A 21,778-nucleotide genomic window follows, 5' to 3' on the forward strand; every position below is an offset into this window, starting at 1 on the left:
GTGAACACAACTACCGGAAGATGACGTCGCTTCTGTTGACCTTGCAGTTGGCGTCGTTCCAGCCCTCACCGAGGTAGCTGGGTTCGCTGCCCTTGGCCACACCCTTGTACTTGCCGCAGATGACGGCCGAGCCGACCACGACCACGCGGGTGATCGTCGCGGTGTCGTTCCAGTTGCTGTTGATCCCGGCGAGCATGTCGATGTCGTCGACGAGCACGTTGTCGATTCGCACGTGGCGGGTGTACGAGGTGGAGCAGTTGCCGCAGGCGCGGTACAGCTTGCCGGTCCCCTTGAGGTAGAAGCCGGAGATGTTGACCGTGCCGTTGCCGTTGTGCTGGAAGGTCTTGTCGCTGCCGCTGCGTGCGCCGCCGCCGATGACGTACGACGTGCCGCCGTTGGTCTGCTTGAAGGTGGCGGCGTCTTCACCGATGTCGTTCCACCACACGTTGCGCAGCGTGCAGGTGCCCTCGCAGTGCACGCCGTCTCCGGCGGGCGAACCGAGGATCACGTTCTGCAGCGTGCCACCGTTGGCGATCTTGAACATCGGGTCCTGCGACTCGCCCTGCCCACCGTCGCCCATGCAGCAGTAGGTCTTCATCCCGCCGTCGAAGGTGCCGGAGACGTTGACCGTGCTCGAGATGTTCACCGAGCCGGCCGACGACGGCCAGGCACCGGTCGGCGTGCCCGGGTTGCCGGTCGGGCCGGACGTCGGGCCGCCGGTCGGCCCGCTGGTCGGGGTCGACCCGCCGCCGGAGTACGTCTCGAACTCGGCGATCCGCGGGGTGCCGGACGCGCTGGTGATGACGAAGGAGATCTTCTTCAGCGACGTGGAGGAGAAGGTGATGGTGCTCGGGGCGCTGCCGCCGCTGGCCAGGACGGAGCCGGTGTCGAAGTTCTTGAGCTGCCAGCCGCTGATCGAGCCGCCGCCCGAGGCCTGCACGATGACGGCCGAGGACACCGTGGTGGCGCTGCCCCACTTGACGGAGATCGTGCCGGTCGAGCCGCTCGGCGACCAGTAGGTGCCGGCGTTGCCGTCGATGACGTTGCCGTAGCTGGTGCCACTGGCCTTGCTGGAGCCGTCGGCGCCGGCGCCGAGGCTCAGGTTCGTGGCGGCCGAGGCGCTGGGAATCTGCAACGCCAGCGCGACGACGGCACCCGCGACCGCAGTGGCACCGCCGGTCAGCCACCGCGTGGCGACTTTGGGTCTCATCCGGTTTCACCTTTCGAGCGTGCGTACGATGGGTGAGAAAGCGCTTTCAGTTAACCATAGACACACATCAATGAAACGGCAAGGACACACCTTCCGTCATCATGGACGGATGGACGACGCGTACGTGGTGGGCGATCCCGACGGTCTCAGCCCGCTCCAGCAGAAGATCCGCGACGCGGTGGCCCGCGAGCTGCACGCCCAGTTCGCGCTGCGGGCCGACCACCTCGACCTGGCCGACCTGCCCGAGGTGGCCTACCAGATCACCAGGCGCGTGGACGAGGTGCTGAGCGGCGCCACCACGGGCTGAGTCGACCGGGCGCGCCTACTCCCGCGGACAGCGTCACGCGACCAGAACGGCCGCGTGACGATTCGGTCACGCCCCGTTGCGTGCACTGGGCTTCCGCAACGAGGCGGCACGGTCTGCCCCGACGGCACGAGCGCGAGGCCGCCGGAACGGAGATCCCATGAGACGGCACGCTCTCCACGCCGGGCTGACCGCCCTGACGCTCACCGCGGCGCTGCTCACCGTCGCGCCACCGGCATCGGCCGCCACCACCACCTTCCCGTTCGCCGCCACCCAGGACAGCTACGTCAGCTCGTCCAACCCGAACGCGAACTTCAACGGCGCCGACTCGCTCCGGGTCGGCGCCGCCCCGACCCGGATCTCGTACCTCCAGTTCAACGTCACGCGGCTGACCGACCCGGTCTCCACCGCCCGCCTGCGGCTGCACGTCCAGAACGCCACCAACGCCCCCAGCCCGAACGGCGGCACCGCGCAGCAGGCCGGCACCGCCTGGTCGGAGAGCACGCTGACCTACGCCAACCGGCCGGCGTCCGTCGGCGCCCCGCTCGGCTCGCTCGGCACCGTGCGGAGCAACACCTGGTACGAGCTGGACGTCACCAGCGCCGTCACCGGCAACGGTCTGGTCGCGTTCGCGCTCTCCTCCACCAATGCCGACGGCGCGTTCTACGACAGCCGGGAGTCCGGCACCTACGCCCCGATGCTGATCATCACCACCGGCCCGCCGCTCACCGGCGACAACGTGCTGCTCAACGCCGGTGACATCTCCGCGTGCAGCACCACCGGCGCCGCACAGACCGCGCAGATCATCGCCCGCGAACCCGGCACCGTGATGGCCGGCGGCGACCTGACCGACAGCGGCACCGCCCAACAGCTCGCCGACTGCTACGGCCCGACCTGGGGCCAGTTCAAGGACCGCACCAAGCCGATCCTCGGCAACCACGACTACATCACGTCGGCGACGGCGAAGCCGACCTTCGACTACTTCGGGCCGGTGCTGCCACCCGGGAAGGGCTACTACTCCTTCGACAAGGCCGGCTGGCACATCGTCGTGCTCAACACCAACTGCTCCCGCGTCGGTGGCTGCCAGGCCGGCTCGGCGCAGGAGAAGTGGCTACGCGCCGACCTCGCGGCGCACCCCAACCGCTGCACCCTGGCGCAATATCATCATCCGCTGTTCAGCTCCGGCGGCCGTGAGTCCTCGGCGGTCCGACCGCTGTTCCAGGCGCTCTACGACGCCGGCGCGGAAATCGTCATCAACGGCCACAACCACCAGTACGAGCGGTTCGCCCCGCAGAACCCGTCCGGCGTCGCCGAGCCGGACCGGGGCATCCGGGAGTTCGTGGTGGGCACCGGTGGTCGCCCGCTCCAGGCGTCGTTCCCCGAACCCGCCGCCAACAGCCAGGTCAAGAACGGCACCACGTTCGGTGTGCTCAAGCTGACGCTCTCCACGAACGCCTACTCCTGGCAGTTCCTCCCGGTGGCCGGCAAGACGTTCACCGACTCCGGCACGGGCACCTGCCACTGACCGCTGAGGGACCGGCCGGCGGAACCGTTCCGCCGGCCGGGGCCGGCTCAGACGCCGGCGTACGAGTGCAGGCCGGTGAAGAAGAAGTTGACCCCGAACAGGTTCATCAGCACGGTCAGGAAGCCCACCACCGCGATCCAGGTGGCCACGTTGCGCCTCACGCTCGGCGTGGCCCGGGCGTGCAGGTAGCCCGCGTAGACCACCCAGGAGATGAACGCCCAGGTCTCCTTCGGGTCCCAACCCCAGGCGCGGCCCCAGGCGGCCTCGGCCCAGATCGCCCCGGCGATCACCGCGAACGTGAAGATCGGGAAGGCGAAGGCGTGCAGCGTGAAGGTCAGCCGCTCCAGGCCGGCCGCCGCCGGCAGCCGGCGGGCCAGGGTGTACGGGAAGCTGCGTCGCCCCTGCTCCCAACCGGCCCGCATCAGGTAGGCGGCAGCGGGCACCACGCCCAGCAGGAAGATGCCGGAGGAGAAGATGATCGTCGACACGTGGATGATGAACCAGTACGACTGCAGCGCCGGCATCAGCGGCACGACCTGCACGTAGAGCTTCAGCTCGGCGAACGCGAGCAGCAGCACCATGACGAGGGTCAGGAACAGGCCGAGCCGGCGCAGCGACGGCTGCTTCCAGAGCACCACGAGCCAGGCGGCCGCCCCGATCCAGGTGACCGTCAGCACGAACTCGTACATGTTGCCCCAGGGCATCCGCTCCGCGGCGATGCCCCGGGTGACCACGGCGCCCAGGTGCAGCGCGGCGCCCAGCACGGTGAGCCAGGCGGCGATCCGCCCGGCGAGCACGGCCCGCCCGGTGGAGCGGTCGGGCCGTTCCCGCACTGTCGGGGTGGCCGGCTCGTCGACCGAGCCGCCGGCGCCGCCGACGCCCGCGCCGACCAGCTCCCGGGCCGGGGCCGCGACCGCCGCCGTCCGGGCGTTGCCCAGCGCGAACTCCACGGCGTGGCTGATCATCGCGACCAGGTACGTCAGGATCGCGAACGTGACCAGCTGGTCGGAGAGTGCGGACATCACTCGTCTCCTTCTCGCGCCCGCCGCCGGTTCGGCGCGTCGCCGCTGACCGCGGCGACGAGCTGCGCGAACTCGTCGGCGAACCCTGGATGCTCGGTGCGCGGCAGCCCACCGGCCTCCACCAAGCTACTACCGCTCGTCGGAGATCCACCCTCGGGGGGCGAAACCCGGAACCAGACCCGGCGGCGGCGGGCGAACAGCGAGCCCATCAGGCCCAGCAACAGCGTGCCGCTGGCCACCAGCAGGAGCGTCTGCCCGGGTGCGTGCCGCACGGCGAGGGTCACGTACGGCCGGGTGCCGACGAACTCCAGCGTGCTGCCGTCGTCCAGGTTCCACTTCTCACCGGGCCGGAGCAGCTTCGTGCCGACCTGCTTGAGCTTGCCGTTGTCGACCTGCCGCTGGTCGAGCTGGTAGACCGAGCCGGGGATGCCGGCGTCGAGCCCGAGGTTGCCCCGGTAGGCGGTCAGGTTCAGCGCCGGGTTCCGCTCGGCCGGGAACTGCGACGCGACGTACGGCGGCTGGTCCCCGACGGTGGGCAGGTAGAGCCCGTCGAAGGCGACCTGCTGGTCCGCGGCCCGCCTGCCGGTCTTCGGGTCGACGTTCGCGTCCGGGAAGAGGGCCACGCCCTCCTCGGTCGCGTTCGGGTCGCCGGTGCGCAGGAACGGGTCGTCGCTGGTCTGGCTCTTGCCGTAGCGGTCGGTGTACTTCAGCACCGGCGCGTAGCCGTTGCCGAGCAGGTAGACGTTGGCGCCGTCGAGCCGCAACGGCGAGTTGACCGAGAAGCCGGCGGTCCGGGGCGTGTCGCCCGGCGAGTCCACGCTCACCGTGGCCCAGAACCGGGACGCCTGCCCGGAGTCGAGGTAGTCGGCCTCGAACTTCTCCAGCGTGAGGCAGAACGGCGGCAGGTCGGCGCTGTCCACGCGCGGGCCGAGCGACGCCTCGGCGTACTGCTGACGGGTGTTGCAGAACGCGTTGTCCGCGCCGGCGACCAGGATCCGGTTGCCGTGCCAGCCGTACCAGGAACCGGCCGCGACGCCGAGCAGGACGGCGATCAGCGATGTGTGGAACAGCAGGTTGCCGGTCTCCTTGAGGTAGCCCTTCTCGGCGGAGACCTCGTTGCCCCGGACGGTGACCCGCCACCGGCGGCGGCGCAGCACCGCGGCGATCGCCTCCGGGTCGGCGGCGGCCGGGGCCTCCAGCGCGGCGTGCTGCGGCAGCCGATCCAGCCGCTTCGGCGCGGCCGGCGGACGCATCCGCAGCGCCCGGACGTGATCCCGGGTACGGGGCAGGATGCAGCCGATCAGGGAGGTGAACAGCAGCAGGTAGATCGCGGAGAACCAGACCGAGCCGAAGACCGCGAACGCGCCGATCTGGTCCAGCCGGGGCGCCAGGTCCGGGTGGTCGACGAACCACTGGTCGACCTTCTCCGGGTTGACCCCGCGCTGCGGCAGCACCGAGCCGGGGATGGCGGCGACCGCGAGCAGGAACAGCAGGATCAGCGCGGTACGCATGCTGGTGAGCTGCCGCCACGAGTTGCGCAGCAGGGCCAACGCCGGGTTGACCCGGCGTCGGGGCGCCTCGGCCGGTGGGGTGGTCGGCCGGTCGTCCACGGTCGTCATCAGATGCTCACCTCGCCCACGCCCACGTGCGTCTGCAACCAGATCACCACGTTCTGCCAGCCGCCGGTGACGAGCGCCAGGCCGATCAGGATCAGCAGGGCGCCGCCGACGCGGGTGACCCAGCGGCTGTTGCGCCGGACGGCGCGGAACACCCCGAGCAGGCGCTGGAAGCCCAGCCCGAAGACGACGAAGGGTAGCCCCAGCCCGAGGCAGTACGCCACGGCGAGCACCACGGCCCGGCCGGCGCTGCCCTCGGTGGCCGCCAGGCCGAGCACCGCGCCGAGCGTGGGACCGGTGCACGGCAGCCAGCTGAGCGCGAAGACCGCACCGAGTACGGGCGCGCCGAGCAGCCCGGCCGACGGCAGCCAGCGGATGCGGAACTCGCGCTGCATGCCGGGGATCACGCCGAGGTAGCCGAGCCCGAGCACCACCACCAGCGCGCCGATGACGATCTCCAGCGTGCGCTCGTACCGGAAGAAGAGCCGCCCGACGCTGGAGAAGAGGATCGCGGTGGACACGAAGACGGCGGTGAAGCCGGCGATGAAGAGCAGCGTGCCGGCGAGCACCCGCCCCTTCACCGCGGCGGTGGTCCGCGCCGGCGCCTCCCGCTCCGCGACGCCCACGCCGCCGCCGCTGTTAACAGGGGGCCCCTCCTCTACCGGAGGCGTTAAGCGGGGGCCCTTCCTTGCACCCTCAAGGTCGGCGCCGGCCAGGCCGGTCACGTACGACAGGTAGCCGGGCATCAGGGGGAGCACGCACGGGGAGAGGAAGCTCACCAGGCCGGCCAGCGCCGCCGCGCCCACCGCGAACAGCAACGGCCCGGACGAGGCGAGTCGGGCGAACGTCTCACCCATCAGCGGGAGCCGTTCGGCGCCGGTTTCTCGGCGGCGATCTTCTCCACGATCGGCCGCAGCTCGTCCTGGGTCACCGCACGGCGGATCACCACGGCGACCCGGCCGTCCCGGTCGAGCACCACGGTCGCCGGGGTGGAGTTCGGCGGGATGTCGAAGTTCAGCCCCTGCCGGCCGGACGGGTCGAAGAGGCTGGGATAGGTGACCCGGCCCTCCTCGAAGGCGATCGCCTTGTCCCGGCTGTCCTGCACGTTGATGCCGAGGAACGTCACGCCGTCGCCCTTGGTGGCCTGGTAGGTGGCCTCCAGGTCGTCCACCTCGGCCCGGCAGGGCGCGCACCAGGAGCCCCAGAAGTTGACCACGACGACCTGGCCACGGTCGCGGGCGATGTCGTAGCTGCCGCCGGTGAGCAGCTCACCGCTCACCTTGGGTGTGGTGGACCGCTGATCCGGCGCGCAGGTGACGGTGAGACCGTCGGCGGCGCACCGGCTCTCCTCACTGCCGGAGGTGCAGCCGGCCAGCGCCGTACCGGCGGTGACGGCGGCGAGGAGGGCGGCGGCGAGCCTCCGGGTGAGCATCAGGCCCCCTTGGCCGTCCGGGCGGTCGGCGAGATCGCGATCAGGTGGGCCGCCGGCTCGGAGTAGCCGATGCCGGCGATCTTGGCGCCGTCGAAGTGGAACGAGGTGAGGCTGGCCAGGCCGCACTGGCGGCGGCGCGGGTCGTGCCAGAGCCGCTTGCGCTCGACGTGCCGGCGCAGCGTCCAGATCGGGAGTTGGTGCGACACCAGCACCGCCTCGCGCCCCTCGGCGGCGACCCGGGCGGCGTGCAGCGCGGCGAACATCCGCTCGGCGATCACCTGGTAGGCCTCGCCCCAGGACGGGGTGACCGGGTCACGCAGCACCCACCAGTTGCGCGGGTCGCGGAACGAGCCGTCGCCCGGCGAGACCTTCTTGCCCTCGAACCAGTTCGCGCTCTCGATCAGCCGCTCGTCGACGCCGACGGAGAGGCCGAACTGCGCGGCGATCGGCTCGGCGGTCTGCTGGGCGCGTTCCAGCGGGCTGGCCACCACGTGCACGACGGTGCGTTCGGCGAGCGCCTGGGCGGCCGCCTTGGCCATCTGCACGCCCAGCTCGGAGAGACGGAACCCGGGCAGGCGGCCGTAGAGGATGCCGTCCGGGTTGTACACCTCGCCGTGCCGCAGCACGTGCACCACCGTCTCCGCCATAGTTACCCCCCGTGTCCGGCCGCTGCCGCCGCCCGCGCCGCCACCGGAAGGGCGGCGGCGATCTGCTCCCACGCGGCGTCGTCGATCGCCGCGGAGACGAACCACGACTCGAACGCGCTCGGCGGCAGGTAGACGCCGGCGGCGAGCATCGCGTGGAAGAACGCCTTGAACGCCGGCACCTGCTGGGTGCGGGCGCTGTCGTAGTCGCGCACGTCGGCGTCGGTGAAGAAGACCGAGAACATGTTGCCCGCGGTGGAGAGGCGGTGCGGCACGCCGGCCGTGGACAGCTCCTCGGTGACGAGCTTGCCCAGCGCGGCGGACGTCTCGTCGAGTCGCCGGTAGAGCGCGTCGTCGGCCAGCCGCAGCGTGGCCAGCCCGGCCGCGCAGGCCAGCGGGTTCCCGGAGAGCGTGCCGGCCTGGTAGACCGGGCCGGCCGGGGCCAGTCTCGCCATGATCTCCGCGCGCCCACCGAACGCCGCGGCGGGCAGCCCGCCACCCATGACCTTCCCGTACGTCCACAGGTCGGCGTCGGAGGGATCGAGGCCGTGCCAGCCGGCGCGGGAGACCCGGAACCCGGTCATCACCTCGTCGACGATGAGCAGCGCGCCGTGCGCGTGCGCGATCCGGGCGAGGTCGGCGTTGAAACCGTCCCGGGGCGCGATCACGCCCATGTTGCCGGCCGCCGCCTCGGTGATGATCGCGGCGAGGTTTGGCCCCTCGGCGGCGAACGCCGCCTCGACCGCGCGCAGGTCGTTGTAGGGCAGCACGATGGTGTCGCCGGCCGCCGCACCGGTCACGCCGGGCGAGTCGGGCAGGCCGAATGTGGCCACGCCGGAGCCGGCGGCGGCGAGCAGCGCGTCCGAGTGGCCGTGGTAGCAACCGGCGAACTTGATGATCTTGGCGCGGCCGGTGAAGCCGCGGGCCAGCCGGATCGCCGACATGGTCGCCTCGGTGCCGGAGTTGACCAGGCGCACCTGCTCCACCGGCGTACGCGCGACGATCTCCTCGGCCAGGTCGACCTCGCCGGGGGTGGGCGTGCCGAAGCTGGTGCCCAGCGCAGCGGCCTCGCGCAGCGCCTCCACCACGGCCGGGTGGGCGTGGCCGAGGATCAGCGGCCCCCAGGAGCAGACCAGGTCGACGTAGCGGCGGCCGTCGGCGTCGAAGAGCCAGGGACCCTCCCCCCGGACCATGAAGCGCGGGGTGCCGCCGACGGCACGGAACGCGCGCACGGGGGAGTTCACCCCGCCGGGCACGAGGGCCTTGGCGCGGTCGAACAGGGCCTCGGAGGCCGGAGCATCGGCCGGGTAGCGGCCGGATCCGGCGGAAAGGGTCTCGGTCACGATGCCGCCATTGTGTCAGCGCCGACCGGCCCGTCGGCAGCCACCCCGCAACCGGGGTAACCCGGCTCACCCCTCGTCGGGCCGGTGGGTGCGCCGGCCCCGGCCCGCTCGACAGGCCCGTTCGTCGAGATCGCGATAGGCTGACCGGGTGGATCGTGCCGAACTGTCCATCACCGTGCACCGGACGGGTGACGAAGCCGTGCTTCGCCTGGCCGGTGAGATCGACATGCTCACGGCCGCCCAGCTCTCCACGGTGGTCAACGAGGTGCTGGCCGACCCGCCGCCGCGCATCGTGCTCGACCTCGGCGGCGTCACCTTCTGCGACTCCCAGGGCCTCGGCACGCTCGTCGTGCTCAGTCGCAAGGCCAGTCACATGCAGTGCGTGCTGATGCTGAGCAACGTCGGCGATTTCCTGATCCGCGTCCTCGACATCACCGGCCTCCGCAGCGCCCTGATGATCCGCTGACCCCGCCCTCCCCACCTCCCCACCTCCCCCGCGATCTTGCACTTTCGGCCCTCGCTATGGACCTTTTGTCGCCTTTGCCGGGGCGGAAAGTGCAAGATCGACGGGGATGGGCGTCAGAGGACGGGGATGTCGCGGCGGCGGAAGGTGAGCAGGCCGGCGGCGGTCAGGGCGGCGGCCAGGGCGGTCAGCAGGAACAGCGGGGTCGCGCTCCACGCGTCGCGCAGCACCTGGGGGGTGTGCGTGAACGGGGACAGGTCCAGCAACCACTGGTCGAGTTCCAGCACCGCGCCGAGCTGACCGAGCAGCACGCAGACCGCCAGCACCGCCCAGGCGGCCGACGCGAACCGGGGCAGCAGGCCGTGGAGCAGCACGGCGAGCCCGGCCAGCACCCAGGCGGCCGGCGTCTGGGCCAGGCCCGCGCCGAGCATCCGACCCACCTGCCGGGGCACGTCGCCCACGCTGAACCCGTAGGTCAGGCCGGTGGCCAGGCCGGTCACGGCGAGCACCACGACCGGGCCGAGCAGCGCGAATGCCACGTGTGAGAGCAGCCAGGTCGAGCGGTGCGTGCCGGTGGCGAGCACCGGCTCCGCCCGGCCGGCGGACTCCTCGGCGCGCATCCGCAGCGCGGCCTGGATGCCGTACCCGGCCGCGGCCAGCCCGGCCAGGCTCAGCGTGGCGCCCAGGTAGGCGTCGGCCAGCCCGGAGGCCCCACCGATCCGGGCCATGATCTGCTCCAGCTGCGCGTTGCCCTCGACCGAGCGGCCGGCCGCCTCGGCGGCGCCGCCGAGGATCAGCCCGAGCAGGCCGAACCCGACCGACCACCACAGGATCTGCCCCCGGTGCAGCCGCCAGGCCAGGCCGAACGGGCCGGCCAGGGCACCACCGGCGGTGGCCGGGCCGAGCCGGGGCGGCAGCACGCCGGCGCCCAGGTCGCGACGGACCGAGACCGGGTACGCGACCGCCGCGAGCAGCACCGTGGCGGCCAGCGGCAGCAGCGGCACCCACCACCGCTCCCCCTCGTACGGCCGGACCCGCGCCGCCCAGCCCAGCGGGGAGAGCCAGCTCGGCCAGTCGTTGCCGGCGGTGTCGCCCACCAGGCGCAACGCGAACGCGGCACCGAGGCCGGCGATGCCGATCCCCCGTGCCCCGCCGGCGGTCTCGGTGAGCTGTGCGGCCAGGCCGCCGAGCGTGGCGAAGACCATCCCGGTCAGCGCGGCGACGAGGCCGTACGCGTAGGAGCCGGCGGCCGGCAGGCCGGTGGCGTGCAGCCCGGCCGCGGTGAGCAGCCCGAGCACCAGGTCGGCCGCGTACGTGACGAGCAGCGCGGCGGTCAGGCCGGCGTGCCGGCCCAGCACGCTGCCGCCGAGCAGTTCCCGCCGGCCGGCCTCCTCCTCGGTGCGGGTGTGCCGGATCACCGTGAGCAGGCTGGCCAGCGCCACGATCACCAGCAGGAAGCCGCTGCGCTGGGCGGTCAGCGCGCCGACGCTGTCGCCGTAGACCGGGCCGAGCAGCGCGACGATGGACGGGTTGCGGGCGGTCCCCTCGGTGTACGCGGCCCGCTCGGCGGCGGTGGGGAACAGCTCGAAGAAGCTCGCGGCGTAGGAGACCGGCAGCACGGCGAGGATCAGCACCCAGATCGGCAGCAGGACGCGGTCCCGGCGCAGGTTCAGCCGGACCAGGTGCCGGGTCCCGGTGAGCGTGCTCACGAGAGCACCTCTTCCGGAACCGCCTCGTAGTGCCGCAGGAACAGCTCCTCCAGCGTCGGCGGCGTGCTGACCAGGCTGCGTACGCCCAGCTCGGTGAGGCGGCGCAGCGCGGCGTCGAGCGCGGCGGCGTCCACGTCGAAGCGCACCCGGTGCCCGTCCACCCGCAGGTCGTGCACGCCGGGCAGGTCGGCCAGCCCGTCGAGCGGCGCGGTCACCTCGGCGTCGATCGCGGTGCGGTGCAGGTGGCGCAGGTCGCCGAGGGTGCCGGACTCGACCGCCCGGCCGGCGCGGATGATCGTCACCCGGTCGCAGAGCGCCTCCACCTCGGCCAGGATGTGGCTGGAGAGCAGCACCGTGCGGCCGTCCTGGCGGGCCCGTCGGACCCAGTGCTGGAAGACCTCCTCCATCAGCGGGTCGAGCCCGGAGGTCGGCTCGTCGAGGATGAGCAGTTCGACGTCGGAGGCGAGCGCGGCGACCAGGCCGACCTTCTGCCGGTTGCCCTTGGAGTAGGTGCGGCCCTTCTTGCGCGGGTCCAGTTCGAACGACTCCAGCAGCTCGGCGCGGCGTCTCGGGTCGAGCCCGCCGCGCAGCCGGCCGAGCAGGTCGATCACCTCGCCGCCGCTGAGGTTGGGCCAGAGCGTGACGTCGCCGGGCACGTAGGCGAGCCGGCGGTGCAGGGCGACGGCGTCCCGCCAGGGGTCGCCGCCGAGCAGTCGGACGGCCCCCGCGTCCGCCCGCAGTAGACCGAGCAGCACCCGGATGGTGGTGGACTTGCCGGAGCCGTTGGGGCCCAGGAAGCCGTGCACCTCGCCGGTGCGCACGGTGAGGTCGAGTCCGTCGAGCGCGCGGGTGCGGCCGAACGTCTTCACCAGGCCGGACACGTCAATTGCCATTTCCATACTTCGGAAGTTACGCTCGTTTCATAAATTTGTGAAGACTGTAGGGTCACGGGGTGAGTGTCGAGGAGCCGACCATGACCGAGCCGAGCCGGCGCGACGAGGAGGAGGTCCACCTCTTCGTCGAGCGGATGGCGATGGCCTTCGCCGACGTGGGCTTCCCCCGGATGGCCGCCCGGGTCCTGTTCGCCGTGATGAGCGCCGACGACCCGCTCACCGCCGGCGAGATCGGCGAGCGGCTGGGCGTCAGCGCGGCGGCCGTGTCCGGCGCGGTGCGCTACCTCACCCAGTTCGCCATGCTGGTCCGCGAGCCGGTCAAGGGCTCCCGGCGCGACCGCTACCGGATGCCGGACAACCCCTGGTACGAGGCCACCATCACCAAGACCAACCTCTACAAGAACTTCATCGACATCGCCGGCGGCGGCGTCGAGGCGCTGCGCGGCCGGAGCACCCCGGCCGGTGAGCGGGTCGCCGAGATGCGGGACTTCTTCCTCTTCGTACAGGAGGAGTTGGAATCCCTCGGCGACCGCTGGCGGGCCCGGCGGGCCGCGACCGGGCACGCACGCCCGGCCGGCGACTGAGCCGTCAGCGGGTGTTGCCCCAGCGCGCCTGCTCCAACAGGTCCGCCGCCCGCTCCCGGGTCGCCGGGTCGTCGTCGGCGCGCAGCAGCGCGGTCGCGGAGTCCACCGCCTCGGCGAGACGCCGCCACTGCACGTCCCGCTCCCGCACCACGTCCGACTGGGCGGCGAGCTGCCGGGTCTTCACCCACAGCTCGACGAAGACGGTCACCTTCGCCCGCAGCACCCACGGGTCGAACGGCTTGGTCAGGTAGTCCACCGCACCGACCTGGTAGCCACGCAGCGCGAGCTGGGCGTCCTTGTCCGCCGCGGTGAGGAAGATGATCGGAATGTGCCGGGTCCGCTCCCGCCGCTTGATGTGCGTGGCGGTCTCGAAGCCGTCCATGTCCGGCATCTGGGCGTCCAGCAGGATCACCGCGAAGTCGTCCACCAGCAACTGCTTGAGCGCGGCCTCGCCGCTCTCCACCGCGATCGACTGCACCGGGAGCCCCTGGAGGATCGCCTCCAGCGCCATCAGGTTCTCCCGCCGGTCGTCCACCAGCAGCGCCTTGGCCGTCTGCGTCACGCGCTCTCCTCGCCTCTGCTGCGGCCGATCCACGAGGCCATCAGCCCGATCAGCTCGTCCAGGTCCACCGGCTTGGTGATGTAGTCGCTGCCGCCGGCCGCCAGCGCCGACTCCCGGTCGCCGGGCATCGCCTTGGCGGTCAGGAACACGATCGGCAGGTCCGCGAACCGGTGGTTGCGGCGGATCTGCGCGGTCGTCTCGTACCCGTCCTGGTCGGGCATCATGGCGTCCATCAGGACGATGTCCACCTCCGGGTGCTCGGCGAGCTGGCGCACGCCGTCCACCCCGTTGTCCGAGTACAACACGGTCATCCCGTGCAGTTCCAGCGCGGACGTCAGCGCGAACACGTTCCGCACGTCGTCATCGATGATCAACACCGTCACGCCGTCCAGCCGGCGGGTGGCCGGCGTCTCCTGCGGCTGCGGCAGCTCCATCGGCATGAGCAGCGACGACGGCAGGCCCGCGCGGCTCGGCGACGGCGGCGCCGGCGCCACCACCGCGTCCGGCGCCAGCACATCGGGTACGAAGAGAGTGAACGTCGAACCCTGCCCGGGCGCGGACGACACGGTGATCGTGCCGCCCAGCAGGCGGGCCAGGTCGCGGCTGATCGACAGGCCCAGGCCGGTGCCGCCGTAGCGGCGGCTGGTCGTGCCGTCGGCCTGCTGGAACGCCTCGAAGATCAGCGAGAGCTTGTCGTCCGAGACGCCGATGCCGGTGTCGATCACGGTGAACGCGATCACCCGCTGGGCGTTCGTCAGCGCCGGCACGTCGAAGACCGCGTTCTCGGCGGCCGGCCCGATGCGCAGCGTCACCGCGCCGTTGTCGGTGAACTTCACCGCGTTGGAGAGCAGGTTGCGCAGGATCTGCTGCAACCGCTGGGCGTCGGTGACCAGGGCCGGCGGCAGCTCCCGGCTCACCCGGACCTGGAAGTCCAGGCCCTTCTCCTCGGCCTGCGGCGCGAACGCCTGCTCGACGTAGCCGCGGATCTCGGCGAACTGGATCTCGGTGGGCTCCACGTCCATCCGGCCCGCCTCGATCTTGGACAGGTCGAGGATGTCGTCGATCAGCGACAGCAGGTCGGACCCGGCGCCGTGGATGGTCCGGGCGAACTCGATCTGCTTCGGGCTGAGGTTCCGCTCCGGGTTCTCGGCCAGCAGCCGCGCCAGCAGGAGCAGCGAGTTCAGCGGCGTACGCAGCTCGTGGCTCATGTTCGCCAGGAACTCCGACTTGTACGCCGACGCCCGGGTGAGCTGCTGCGCCTTCTCCTCCAGGCCGAGCCGGGCCAGCTCGATCTCCCGGTTCTGCGTCTCGATGTTGGCCTTCTGCTCCGACAGCAGCTTCGCCTTGTCCTCCAGCTCGGCGTTGGTGCGCTGCAACTCCGCCGACTGGTCCTGCATCTCGTGCGCCAGCCGCTGCGACTGCGCCAGCAGCTCCTCCGTACGCCGGTTGGCCTGGATGGTGTTGACCGCGACGCCGATGGTGAGCACCAGCCGCTCCAGGAACGCCAGGTGCAGGTCGGAGAAGGTGGCCACGCCGGCGAACTCGATCACGCCGAGCAGCTCCCCCTCGAACAGCACCGGGAGCACCACCAGGTCGGCCGGGGGCGTGTCGGCCAGCCCGGACCGGACCACCAGCCGCCCGTCCGGCTGCGCCTTGACCCGAATCGTCCGGCGGGACAGCGCGGCCTGCCCGACCAGCCCCTCGCCGGGACCGAACGTGACGTCGTGCCCGCGGGCCACGTAGCCGTAGGAGGCGGTGAGTCGCAGCCGCATGCTGCCCTCGGAGCTGTCCGCCAGGAAGAACGCGCCGAGCTGCGCGTCGACCAGCGGGGTCACCTCCATCATGATCATGCGGCAGACCTCGCCCAGGTCCCGCTGGCCCTGGAGCAGGCCACCGATGCGGGCCAGGTTGGAGTCGAGCCAGCCCTGCTCGGCGTTCTTCTTGGTCGTCTCCCGGAGGGTGACGATCATCTGGTTGATGTTGTCCTTGAGGTCGGCGACCTCGCCCTGTGCCTTGACGTTGATCCGCTGGGTGAGGTCGCCACGGGTCACCGACGTGGACACCTGCGCGATGGCGCGCAGCTGCGTGGTCAACGTCGAGGCGAGCTGGTTGACGTTCTCGGTGAGGTCCCGCCAGGTGCCGGAGACGCCACGCACCTGGGCCTGACCGCCGAGCTTGCCCTCGGTGCCCACCTCGCGCGCCACCCGGGTCACCTCGTCGGCGAACGACGACAGCTGGTCCACCATCGTGTTGACGGTGTTCTTCAGCTCCAGGATCTCGCCCTGCGCGTCCACCGTGATCTTCTGCCCCAGGTCACCCCGCGCCACCGCGGTGGTGACCGAGGCGATGTTGCGGACCTGGCTGGTCAGGTTCGAGCCCATCGAGTTCACGTTGTCGGTCAGGTCCCGCCAGGTGCCGGAGACGCCCTTCACCTGGGCCTGACCACCCAGCTTGCCCTCGGTGCCCACCTCGCGCGCCACCCGGGTCACCTCGTCGGCGAACGACGACAGCTGGTCCACCATCGTGTTGACCGTCGACTTCAGCTCCAGGATCTCGCCCTGCGCGTCCACCGTGATCTTCTGCGACAGGTCGCCCTTCGCCACCGCGGTGGACACCTGGGCGATGTTCCGCACCTGGGCGGTCAGGTTCGACGCCATCGAGTTCACGTTGTCGGTCAGGTCGCGCCAGGTGCCGGCGACGCCCCGCACCTGAGCCTGGCCACCCAGCTTGCCCTCGGTGCCCACCTCGCGCGCCACCCGGGTCACCTCGTCGGCGAACGACGACAGCTGGTCGACCATCGTGTTGACCGTCGACTTCAGCTCCAGGATCTCGCCCCGGGCGTCCACGGTGATCTTCTGCGACAGGTCGCCCTTCGCCACCGCCGTGGTCACCGACGCGATGTTGCGGACCTGGCTGGTCAGGTTCGACGCCATCGAGTTCACGTTGTCGGTCAGGTCACGCCAGGTGCCGGAGACGCCCTTCACCTGCGCCTGACCACCCAGCTTGCCCTCGGTGCCCACCTCACGGGCCACCCGGGTCACCTCGTCGGCGAACGAGGAGAGCTGGTCGACCATCGTGTTGACGGTGTTCTTCAGCTCCAGGATCTCGCCCTGCGCGTCCACCGTGATCTTCTGCCCGAGGTCGCCCTTCGCCACCGCGGTGGAGACCTGGGAGATGTTGCGGACCTGGCTGGTCAGGTTGCCGGCGAGCTGGTTGACGTTCTCGGTGAGGTCGCGCCAGGTGCCGGAGACGCCACGCACCTGGGCCTGACCGCCCAGCTTCCCCTCGATGCCCACCTCACGCGCCACCCGCGTCACCTCGTCGGCGAACGACGACAGCTGGTCGACCATCGTGTTGACGGTGTCCTTCAGCTCCAGGATCTCGCCCTGCGCGGCCACCGTGATCTTCTGGCTCAGGTCGCCCTTGGCCACCGCGGTGGACACCTGGGCGATGTTGCGGACCTGGCTGGTCAGGTTCGACGCCATCGAGTTGACGTTGTCCGTCAGGTCCTTCCAGGTGCCGGCCACGCCCGGCACCTGCGCCTGACCGCCCAACTTGCCCTCGGTGCCCACCTCGCGGGCCACCCGCGTCACCTGCTCCGCGAAGAGGCGCAGCGTGTCGGTGAGGGAGTTCATCGTGTCGGCCAGCTCGGCCACCTCGCCGCGTGCCCCGACGGTGATCTTCTGCGACAGGTCGCCCTTCGCCACAGCGGTCGCCACCTGGGAGATCGACCGCACCTGGCCGGTCAGGTTCGACGCCATGGTGTTCACCGAGTCGGTGAGGTCCTTCCAGGTGCCGGCCGCGCCCCGCACGTCGGCCTGGCCGCCCAGCTTGCCCTCGGTGCCCACCTCGCGGGCCACCCGGGTCACCTCGTCGGCGAACGACGACAGCTGGTCCACCATCGTGTTCACGGTCCGGCCGATGCGCAGGTACTCACCGCGCAGCGGCCGCCCGTCGATCTCCAGCGCCATGTGCTGGGACAGGTCGCCATCCGCCACCGCCACGATGACCCGGGCGATCTCGGTGGTCGGCCGGCCCAGGTCGTCGATCAGCGAGTTGACCGCCCGCTGCCCCTCCGCCCAGGAACCCTCCAGGCCCTCGTCGTCGAGCCGCTCGGTGAGCCGCCCGTCCCGGCCGACGATCCGGCTGATCCGGCGCAGGTCCAGGTGCTGCCGCTCCTGCAGCGACGCCACGTCGTTGAAGGCGTCGGCGACCTCACCGGACAGGCCGGCCCGTCGCGGCAGGCGCACCCGCAGGTCGCCGCGGGCCACCCGCTCCAGCGCCTCGACCAGCTCGCCGAGGAGCACCTCGTGGTCGGACGCGGACGGATCCGCGGTCACCGACTGTTTCGCCGTGGTCATCATTCCTCGCTCAGCTCGGGGCCCACCGGCTCGTGCCGACACGCGGCCATCCCATCATTCTGCCGCGCGATCCGTCGAGGTCACCGGCGGCTGATGGCGCGTCACGTGCGGTATCGGCCCGGTTAGGCGGTTCGGCCGGGGAGCTTGGCACCCGGGGTGGCGGCGGTGGAGGATACGAAGGTGTCAGCGGAGGTGGAGCCGACCCACGGCGGCGGCGCGGACGAGCACGTCCGACGGGTCCGCCTTCCCGCCGACCGCCGCACCCCGGCCGCGGCCCGGGCGCTGGTGCGCGCCATGCTCCTCGAAGCCGGCCTGCCCGAACTGCTCAACGAGGCGTTGCTGCTCACCACCGAGCTGACCACGAACGCGGTCGAGCACGCGCGCACCGAACTGGACATCGAGGTCGAGGCCGACCCCGCCGGCTTCACCGTCACCGTCACCGACTTCGCCTCCGGGCCGGTCGACGAACTCGTCGTCGGGGTGCGCAACACCACCTCCGACATCACCGAGGTGGCCTCGCGCGGGCGCGGCCTGCTGCTCGTCGACCACTTCGCCAGCCGGTGGGGCACCACCTACCTGCCCAGCGGCAAGGGCGTCTGGTTCCGGCTGGACCGTCCCGGCCTGCGTGGTTCCGCCCGGTCGTCCGCCGGACCGGCCCGGGCGGTGGCGCAACCGGTGGACGAGGGCACCCCCAGCGCCGCCGCGATGAGCGAGCTGATGCAGACCACCCCCGACCCGTACGCCGACGACCCGCTGCCCGAGTTCGCCGCCGAGCTGCTGACCAGGGTGGCCGAGATGGTGGGCGCCGCCGGCGGGACGGTCCGACTCGACCGCGGCGACGGGCTGGGCACCCAGGTGTTCGCCCGCCACGGCCGACCACCCCGGGACGACAACGAGCTGCTGCGCGTCCCGCTCGCCGTGCACCGCCCGTACGCCGGCGAGCTGGAACTGGACGCCGCGCCCTCGACGTACGCCCGGCCGCTCGCGCTGCTCGCCGCCGAGCGGCTCTCGCTGCACCTGGAGAACGACCGGTTGCGCCGGGCCGACGTACGCCGCTCCACCTGGCTGACCTTTCTCGCCGAGGCGAGCGAGCTGCTCGCCCAGTCGCTCGACGTCGAGCTGACGATGGCGCTCGTCCCGCAGCTCGTGGTGCCCCGGCTCGGCCAGTGGTGCGCGGTGCACACCACCGACGAGTGGGGGCGGTTACGCCTCGCCGCGTCCAGCCACGCCGACGAGACGATGCTCCCCCACCTGCACCGGGTCCTGGCCGAGACCGGCCCGGACTCGATCCAGTCGCGGCTGCGCGAGGCGTCCCGCAGCCTGACCCAGATGCCGCTGGGCGCGCCGATGGAGGGCTTCGCCGTGCCGTTGATCGCTCGCGGTCAGCGACTCGGCACCCTGGCCGTGGGCCGGCACCAGCGGCACCGGCACGATCCGGACGAAGTCGCGGTGCTGGAGGACGTGGCCCGGCGGGCTGCGCTCGCCATCGAGAACGCCCGCATCCACGCCGAGCGCCGCCGGGTCGCGCAGACCCTCCAGCAGTCGCTGCTGCCGCCGGTGCTCCCGGTGGTCGAGGGCATCGGCCTCGCCGCCGAGTACGTCCCGACCGGCGACGACGCCGAGGTCGGTGGCGACTTCTACGACGTGGTGCCGCTGCCGGACGGCCGCTGGCTGGTGGTGGTCGGTGACGTCTCCGGCAAGGGCGTGCAGGCAGCCGCCGTGACAGGTCTGGTCCGGGACGTGATCCGGGTGCTGGTGGGCGACGGCAAGCCGCTGCCGGAGGTGCTCGGCCGGCTCAACGAGACGCTCGTCGAGCGCGGCGGCGGACGCTACTGCACGCTGGCGCTGGCCGCGGTCGCGCCCGGCGACGGCGACCAGCTCGACGTCGCCCTGCACCTGGCCGGCCATGACCGTCCGGTGCTGCTGCACGGCGGTGGCGGCGCCACGTTCGTCGGCACCGGCGGCACCGCGCTCGGCCTGCTCGACACCATCACCACCCCGACGGCCGAGCTGGCGCTCAAGCCCGGCGATGCATTGATCTTCTATACCGACGGGGTGACCGAACGGCGACGCGGCCGGGAGCTGTTCGGCACCGAGCGGCTGCGCGAGTCGGCGGCGCCGCTGGCCGGCTACTCCGCCGACGTGGTCGCCGCACGGTTGCGCGCCGCCACCATCGCGTTCTCCGCCGAACCCCCGCGCGACGACATCGCCGTCCTGGTCCTGCGCAACGACATGCTCTGACGCGTCCGGCTCCTCGCATCGCAAGTGAGGCGCGGGGAGCCGGACGCTCGACGCCTGGTGACGCTCAGTAGTGGCTCCACGAATAGGTCGGGTCAGAAGCGTTATACCTCTCAGGCATATTTATGACGGAGAGGCATACCGCTTTCGACCCCACTCCTCTGCCGTCCGCGACACGCCCGGCAGGTCCCGGGCGGCCGAGTTCCCCGATGATCCGCGCATCCAACGGCGATCTTCGGCCCCTGGCACGCCCGGCAGAGCCACCGCCGAACTGGCACAGGGACCCACCGCCGCGATCTCGGTCAGAGACCGCCGGGGAGACGGCCGGGAGCCAGGCGGTGGTGCGGATCCAGTCGGGCCTTGGCGCTGCGCAGCCGCGGCAGGGCCGGCAGCTCGCCCCAGAGGTCGACGACGCGGCGCACCGGCGCGGGCGCCGCCACCACCACGCACCGGCCCTGCCGGGCGATCAGCACGCTGCGGACCGCGGTGAGGATCGACGCGACCCGCTCCGGCGACAGCACGCCGGGCAGGGCGGCGTACGCGGTGCCCACGCCGGCCGACCCGCGCACCGGCACCGGGGCGCCGGCGGCGTCGCGCAGCGCGTAGACCGCGGCGTGCAGGTCGCCGGCCGGCACCTCGATGCGCAGCGCGGTGTCGCCCGGGGCGAACGGGTAGCGCCCCCACCACTCGGGCGCGTGGTGGTTGACCACGGCCTCGGCGCCGAGCACGGCGGTCAGCCGCTCAGCCCGCTCGGCCACGTCGGACGGGCCGCCCTCCAGCAGCACCACCAGGCTGCCCGCCGCCGGTCGCCCGGTCACCGCCGGATGGTCGGGGCGGCCGGCCACCGAGGGATGGCTCGCCGGGACACGGCGGCGGGGCAGGGGCACCGGCACCGGCAGGTCCAGCTCGACGGCGGCCGGCGCGACCTCGGCGGCCAGCACCGCGCGGACCAGGTCGTGCACCTCCAGCGGGGTCCAGACCGGGCGGGACACCCAGACCCGGCCGGCCGGCACTGCCTGCACCCGCATGGTGGCCGAAACCAGCACGCCGAGCCCGCCCTGGGAGCCGCAGAGCAGCCGCGCCACGTCCAACCCCGGCAGCTCGCCGCGCCCCAGTACCGCGTCGCCGCCGCCCGCGGCCGGGCCGTCGACGAAGAGCCCGCCGGCGCGGCCCCAGCCCACGGCGGGTCCCGCGTCCCGGACGGCCTCGGCACGCGGGCCGCCGGCGTGACCGCCGGACGGAGCCGCCGCCCCGAACCGGGCGGTGCCGGACTCGCCGACGCTGACCAGCTCGCCGTCGGCGTCGAGATAGCGCACGCCGACCAGTTGGGCGCACGGGCTGCCGTGCCGGTGGCGCAGCGGCCCGGACTCGTCGGCGGCGAGCACGCCGCCCAGCGTCGCGCCCGGCGACGGCACGTCGACCGGGAGCCGACGGCCGGTGCGGCCCAGCGTGGCCTGGACGGCGCGCAGCGGCGTGCCGGCGCCGATCTCGGCCACCGAGGCGGCGTGCGGCTCGTGCCAGACGCCGGCCAACCGGCCGGTGTCGAGCATGATGTCGACCTGGGCCGGGGCGGCACCCCAGTCGATCTTCGTGCCGGCGCCGCGCGGCACCACGGTCAGGTCGTGCGCCGCGGCCAGCCGCAGCACCTCGGCGGCGGCGTGCGGGCCACCCGGCACGGCCACCCAGCGGGCGGTGCGCCCGGCCACCTCGTCGGCCGGGCCGGCGAACCGGGCGAACGGCGGACCGCAGATCTCGGTCAGCTTCCGGGTGATCTCGAGGGCTCCGGGTCGGTCGGTGGAACGCGCTGCAGCCGCCATGGCGGTCATCGTACACATGTTCGAAAACGCTGGCGGCGAGTCGCGGGATTCGCGC

At 72.3% G+C, this 21,778-nt stretch carries 17 protein-coding genes; 5 read left to right on the forward strand and 12 right to left on the reverse strand.

All coding sequences use genetic code 11. The features are described 5' to 3' along the window. Window positions 1-10 precede the first annotated feature (10 nt). Window positions 11-1,210: a pectate lyase gene (locus O7598_RS28225; protein ID WP_269694241.1), complete on the reverse strand. Its 1,200-nt coding sequence runs from the start codon at window positions 1,208-1,210 to the stop codon at window positions 11-13. 109 nt (window positions 1,211-1,319) lie between these two features. On the opposite strand from O7598_RS28225, the gene O7598_RS28230 reads away from it, so the two are divergent. Further along, window positions 1,320-1,517 carry a hypothetical protein gene (locus tag O7598_RS28230; protein ID WP_269694242.1) on the forward strand — a complete coding sequence of 66 codons (198 nt, stop codon included), beginning with the start codon at window positions 1,320-1,322 and terminating at the stop codon, window positions 1,515-1,517. A 157-nt stretch (window positions 1,518-1,674) separates the two neighbouring features. Beyond that, entirely contained in the window at window positions 1,675-3,039 is a 1,365-nt protein-coding gene (locus O7598_RS28235; RefSeq protein ID WP_269694243.1) for a CBM96 family carbohydrate-binding protein, read from the forward strand. 47 nt (window positions 3,040-3,086) lie between these two features. Here O7598_RS28235 and ccsB read toward each other — a convergent pair whose 3' ends face one another. Genes ccsB through hemL form a run of 6 tightly spaced genes read right to left on the reverse strand, consistent with a single transcriptional unit; the run spans window position 3,087 to window position 9,096 of the window. Then, complete coding sequence (gene ccsB, locus O7598_RS28240) at window positions 3,087-4,061, reverse strand: c-type cytochrome biogenesis protein CcsB (RefSeq protein WP_269694244.1); 975 nt, start codon at window positions 4,059-4,061, stop codon at window positions 3,087-3,089. Next, window positions 4,061-5,680 carry a cytochrome c biogenesis protein ResB gene (resB, locus tag O7598_RS28245; protein WP_269694245.1) on the reverse strand — a complete coding sequence of 540 codons (1,620 nt, stop codon included), beginning with the start codon at window positions 5,678-5,680 and terminating at the stop codon, window positions 4,061-4,063. The genes ccsB and resB overlap by 1 nt, the downstream gene beginning before the upstream one ends. Then, window positions 5,680-6,534 (reverse strand): cytochrome c biogenesis CcdA family protein, encoded by an 855-nt coding sequence (locus O7598_RS28250; protein WP_269694246.1) that lies wholly within the window; start codon window positions 6,532-6,534, stop codon window positions 5,680-5,682. The genes resB and O7598_RS28250 overlap by 1 nt, the downstream gene beginning before the upstream one ends. Beyond that, window positions 6,534-7,109: a TlpA family protein disulfide reductase gene (locus O7598_RS28255; protein WP_269694247.1), complete on the reverse strand. Its 576-nt coding sequence runs from the start codon at window positions 7,107-7,109 to the stop codon at window positions 6,534-6,536. The genes O7598_RS28250 and O7598_RS28255 overlap by 1 nt, the downstream gene beginning before the upstream one ends. Beyond that, the gene (locus tag O7598_RS28260; protein ID WP_091062951.1) at window positions 7,109-7,756 is read right to left on the reverse strand and encodes a histidine phosphatase family protein; all 648 of its coding nucleotides are present in this window, start codon (window positions 7,754-7,756) and stop codon (window positions 7,109-7,111) included. Before O7598_RS28260 ends, O7598_RS28255 begins: the two co-directional genes overlap by 1 nt. A 2-nt stretch (window positions 7,757-7,758) precedes the next feature. Continuing rightward, on the reverse strand, window positions 7,759-9,096 hold the full coding sequence (gene hemL / locus O7598_RS28265) for a glutamate-1-semialdehyde 2,1-aminomutase (RefSeq protein WP_269694248.1): 1,338 nt from the start codon (window positions 9,094-9,096) through the stop codon (window positions 7,759-7,761). A 148-nt stretch (window positions 9,097-9,244) separates the two neighbouring features. Here hemL and O7598_RS28270 point away from each other — a divergent pair, with 148 nt between their 5' ends. Beyond that, window positions 9,245-9,562 carry an STAS domain-containing protein gene (locus tag O7598_RS28270; RefSeq protein ID WP_091062954.1) on the forward strand — a complete coding sequence of 106 codons (318 nt, stop codon included), beginning with the start codon at window positions 9,245-9,247 and terminating at the stop codon, window positions 9,560-9,562. 113 nt (window positions 9,563-9,675) lie between these two features. Here the strand turns inward: O7598_RS28270 and O7598_RS28275 are convergent, their stop codons facing one another. Further along, window positions 9,676-11,268 carry an ABC transporter permease gene (locus tag O7598_RS28275; RefSeq protein ID WP_269694249.1) on the reverse strand — a complete coding sequence of 531 codons (1,593 nt, stop codon included), beginning with the start codon at window positions 11,266-11,268 and terminating at the stop codon, window positions 9,676-9,678. Beyond that, on the reverse strand, window positions 11,265-12,167 hold the full coding sequence (locus tag O7598_RS28280) for an ABC transporter ATP-binding protein (protein ID WP_269694250.1): 903 nt from the start codon (window positions 12,165-12,167) through the stop codon (window positions 11,265-11,267). The genes O7598_RS28275 and O7598_RS28280 overlap by 4 nt, the downstream gene beginning before the upstream one ends. A gap of 74 nt (window positions 12,168-12,241) precedes the next feature. Here O7598_RS28280 and O7598_RS28285 point away from each other — a divergent pair, with 74 nt between their 5' ends. After that, window positions 12,242-12,745: a GbsR/MarR family transcriptional regulator gene (locus O7598_RS28285; RefSeq protein ID WP_269694251.1), complete on the forward strand. Its 504-nt coding sequence runs from the start codon at window positions 12,242-12,244 to the stop codon at window positions 12,743-12,745. A gap of 4 nt (window positions 12,746-12,749) precedes the next feature. Here the strand turns inward: O7598_RS28285 and O7598_RS28290 are convergent, their stop codons facing one another. After that, entirely contained in the window at window positions 12,750-13,307 is a 558-nt protein-coding gene (locus O7598_RS28290) for a response regulator (protein WP_269694252.1), read from the reverse strand. Further along, window positions 13,304-17,668 carry a HAMP domain-containing protein gene (locus O7598_RS28295; RefSeq protein ID WP_269694253.1) on the reverse strand — a complete coding sequence of 1,455 codons (4,365 nt, stop codon included), beginning with the start codon at window positions 17,666-17,668 and terminating at the stop codon, window positions 13,304-13,306. Before O7598_RS28295 ends, O7598_RS28290 begins: the two co-directional genes overlap by 4 nt. 180 nt (window positions 17,669-17,848) lie before the next feature. Between O7598_RS28295 and O7598_RS28300 the strand changes: the two genes are divergently transcribed. Next, window positions 17,849-19,909: a SpoIIE family protein phosphatase gene (locus O7598_RS28300; RefSeq protein ID WP_269694254.1), complete on the forward strand. Its 2,061-nt coding sequence runs from the start codon at window positions 17,849-17,851 to the stop codon at window positions 19,907-19,909. Between the two features lie 299 nt (window positions 19,910-20,208). Here O7598_RS28300 and O7598_RS28305 read toward each other — a convergent pair whose 3' ends face one another. Next, window positions 20,209-21,723 (reverse strand): FAD-binding oxidoreductase, encoded by a 1,515-nt coding sequence (locus O7598_RS28305; RefSeq protein ID WP_269694255.1) that lies wholly within the window; start codon window positions 21,721-21,723, stop codon window positions 20,209-20,211. Window positions 21,724-21,778 lie beyond the last annotated feature (55 nt).

It is taken from the genome of Micromonospora sp. WMMC241, from assembly GCF_027460165.1.
Classification (GTDB): Bacteria; Actinomycetota; Actinomycetes; order Mycobacteriales; family Micromonosporaceae; genus Micromonospora; species Micromonospora humi.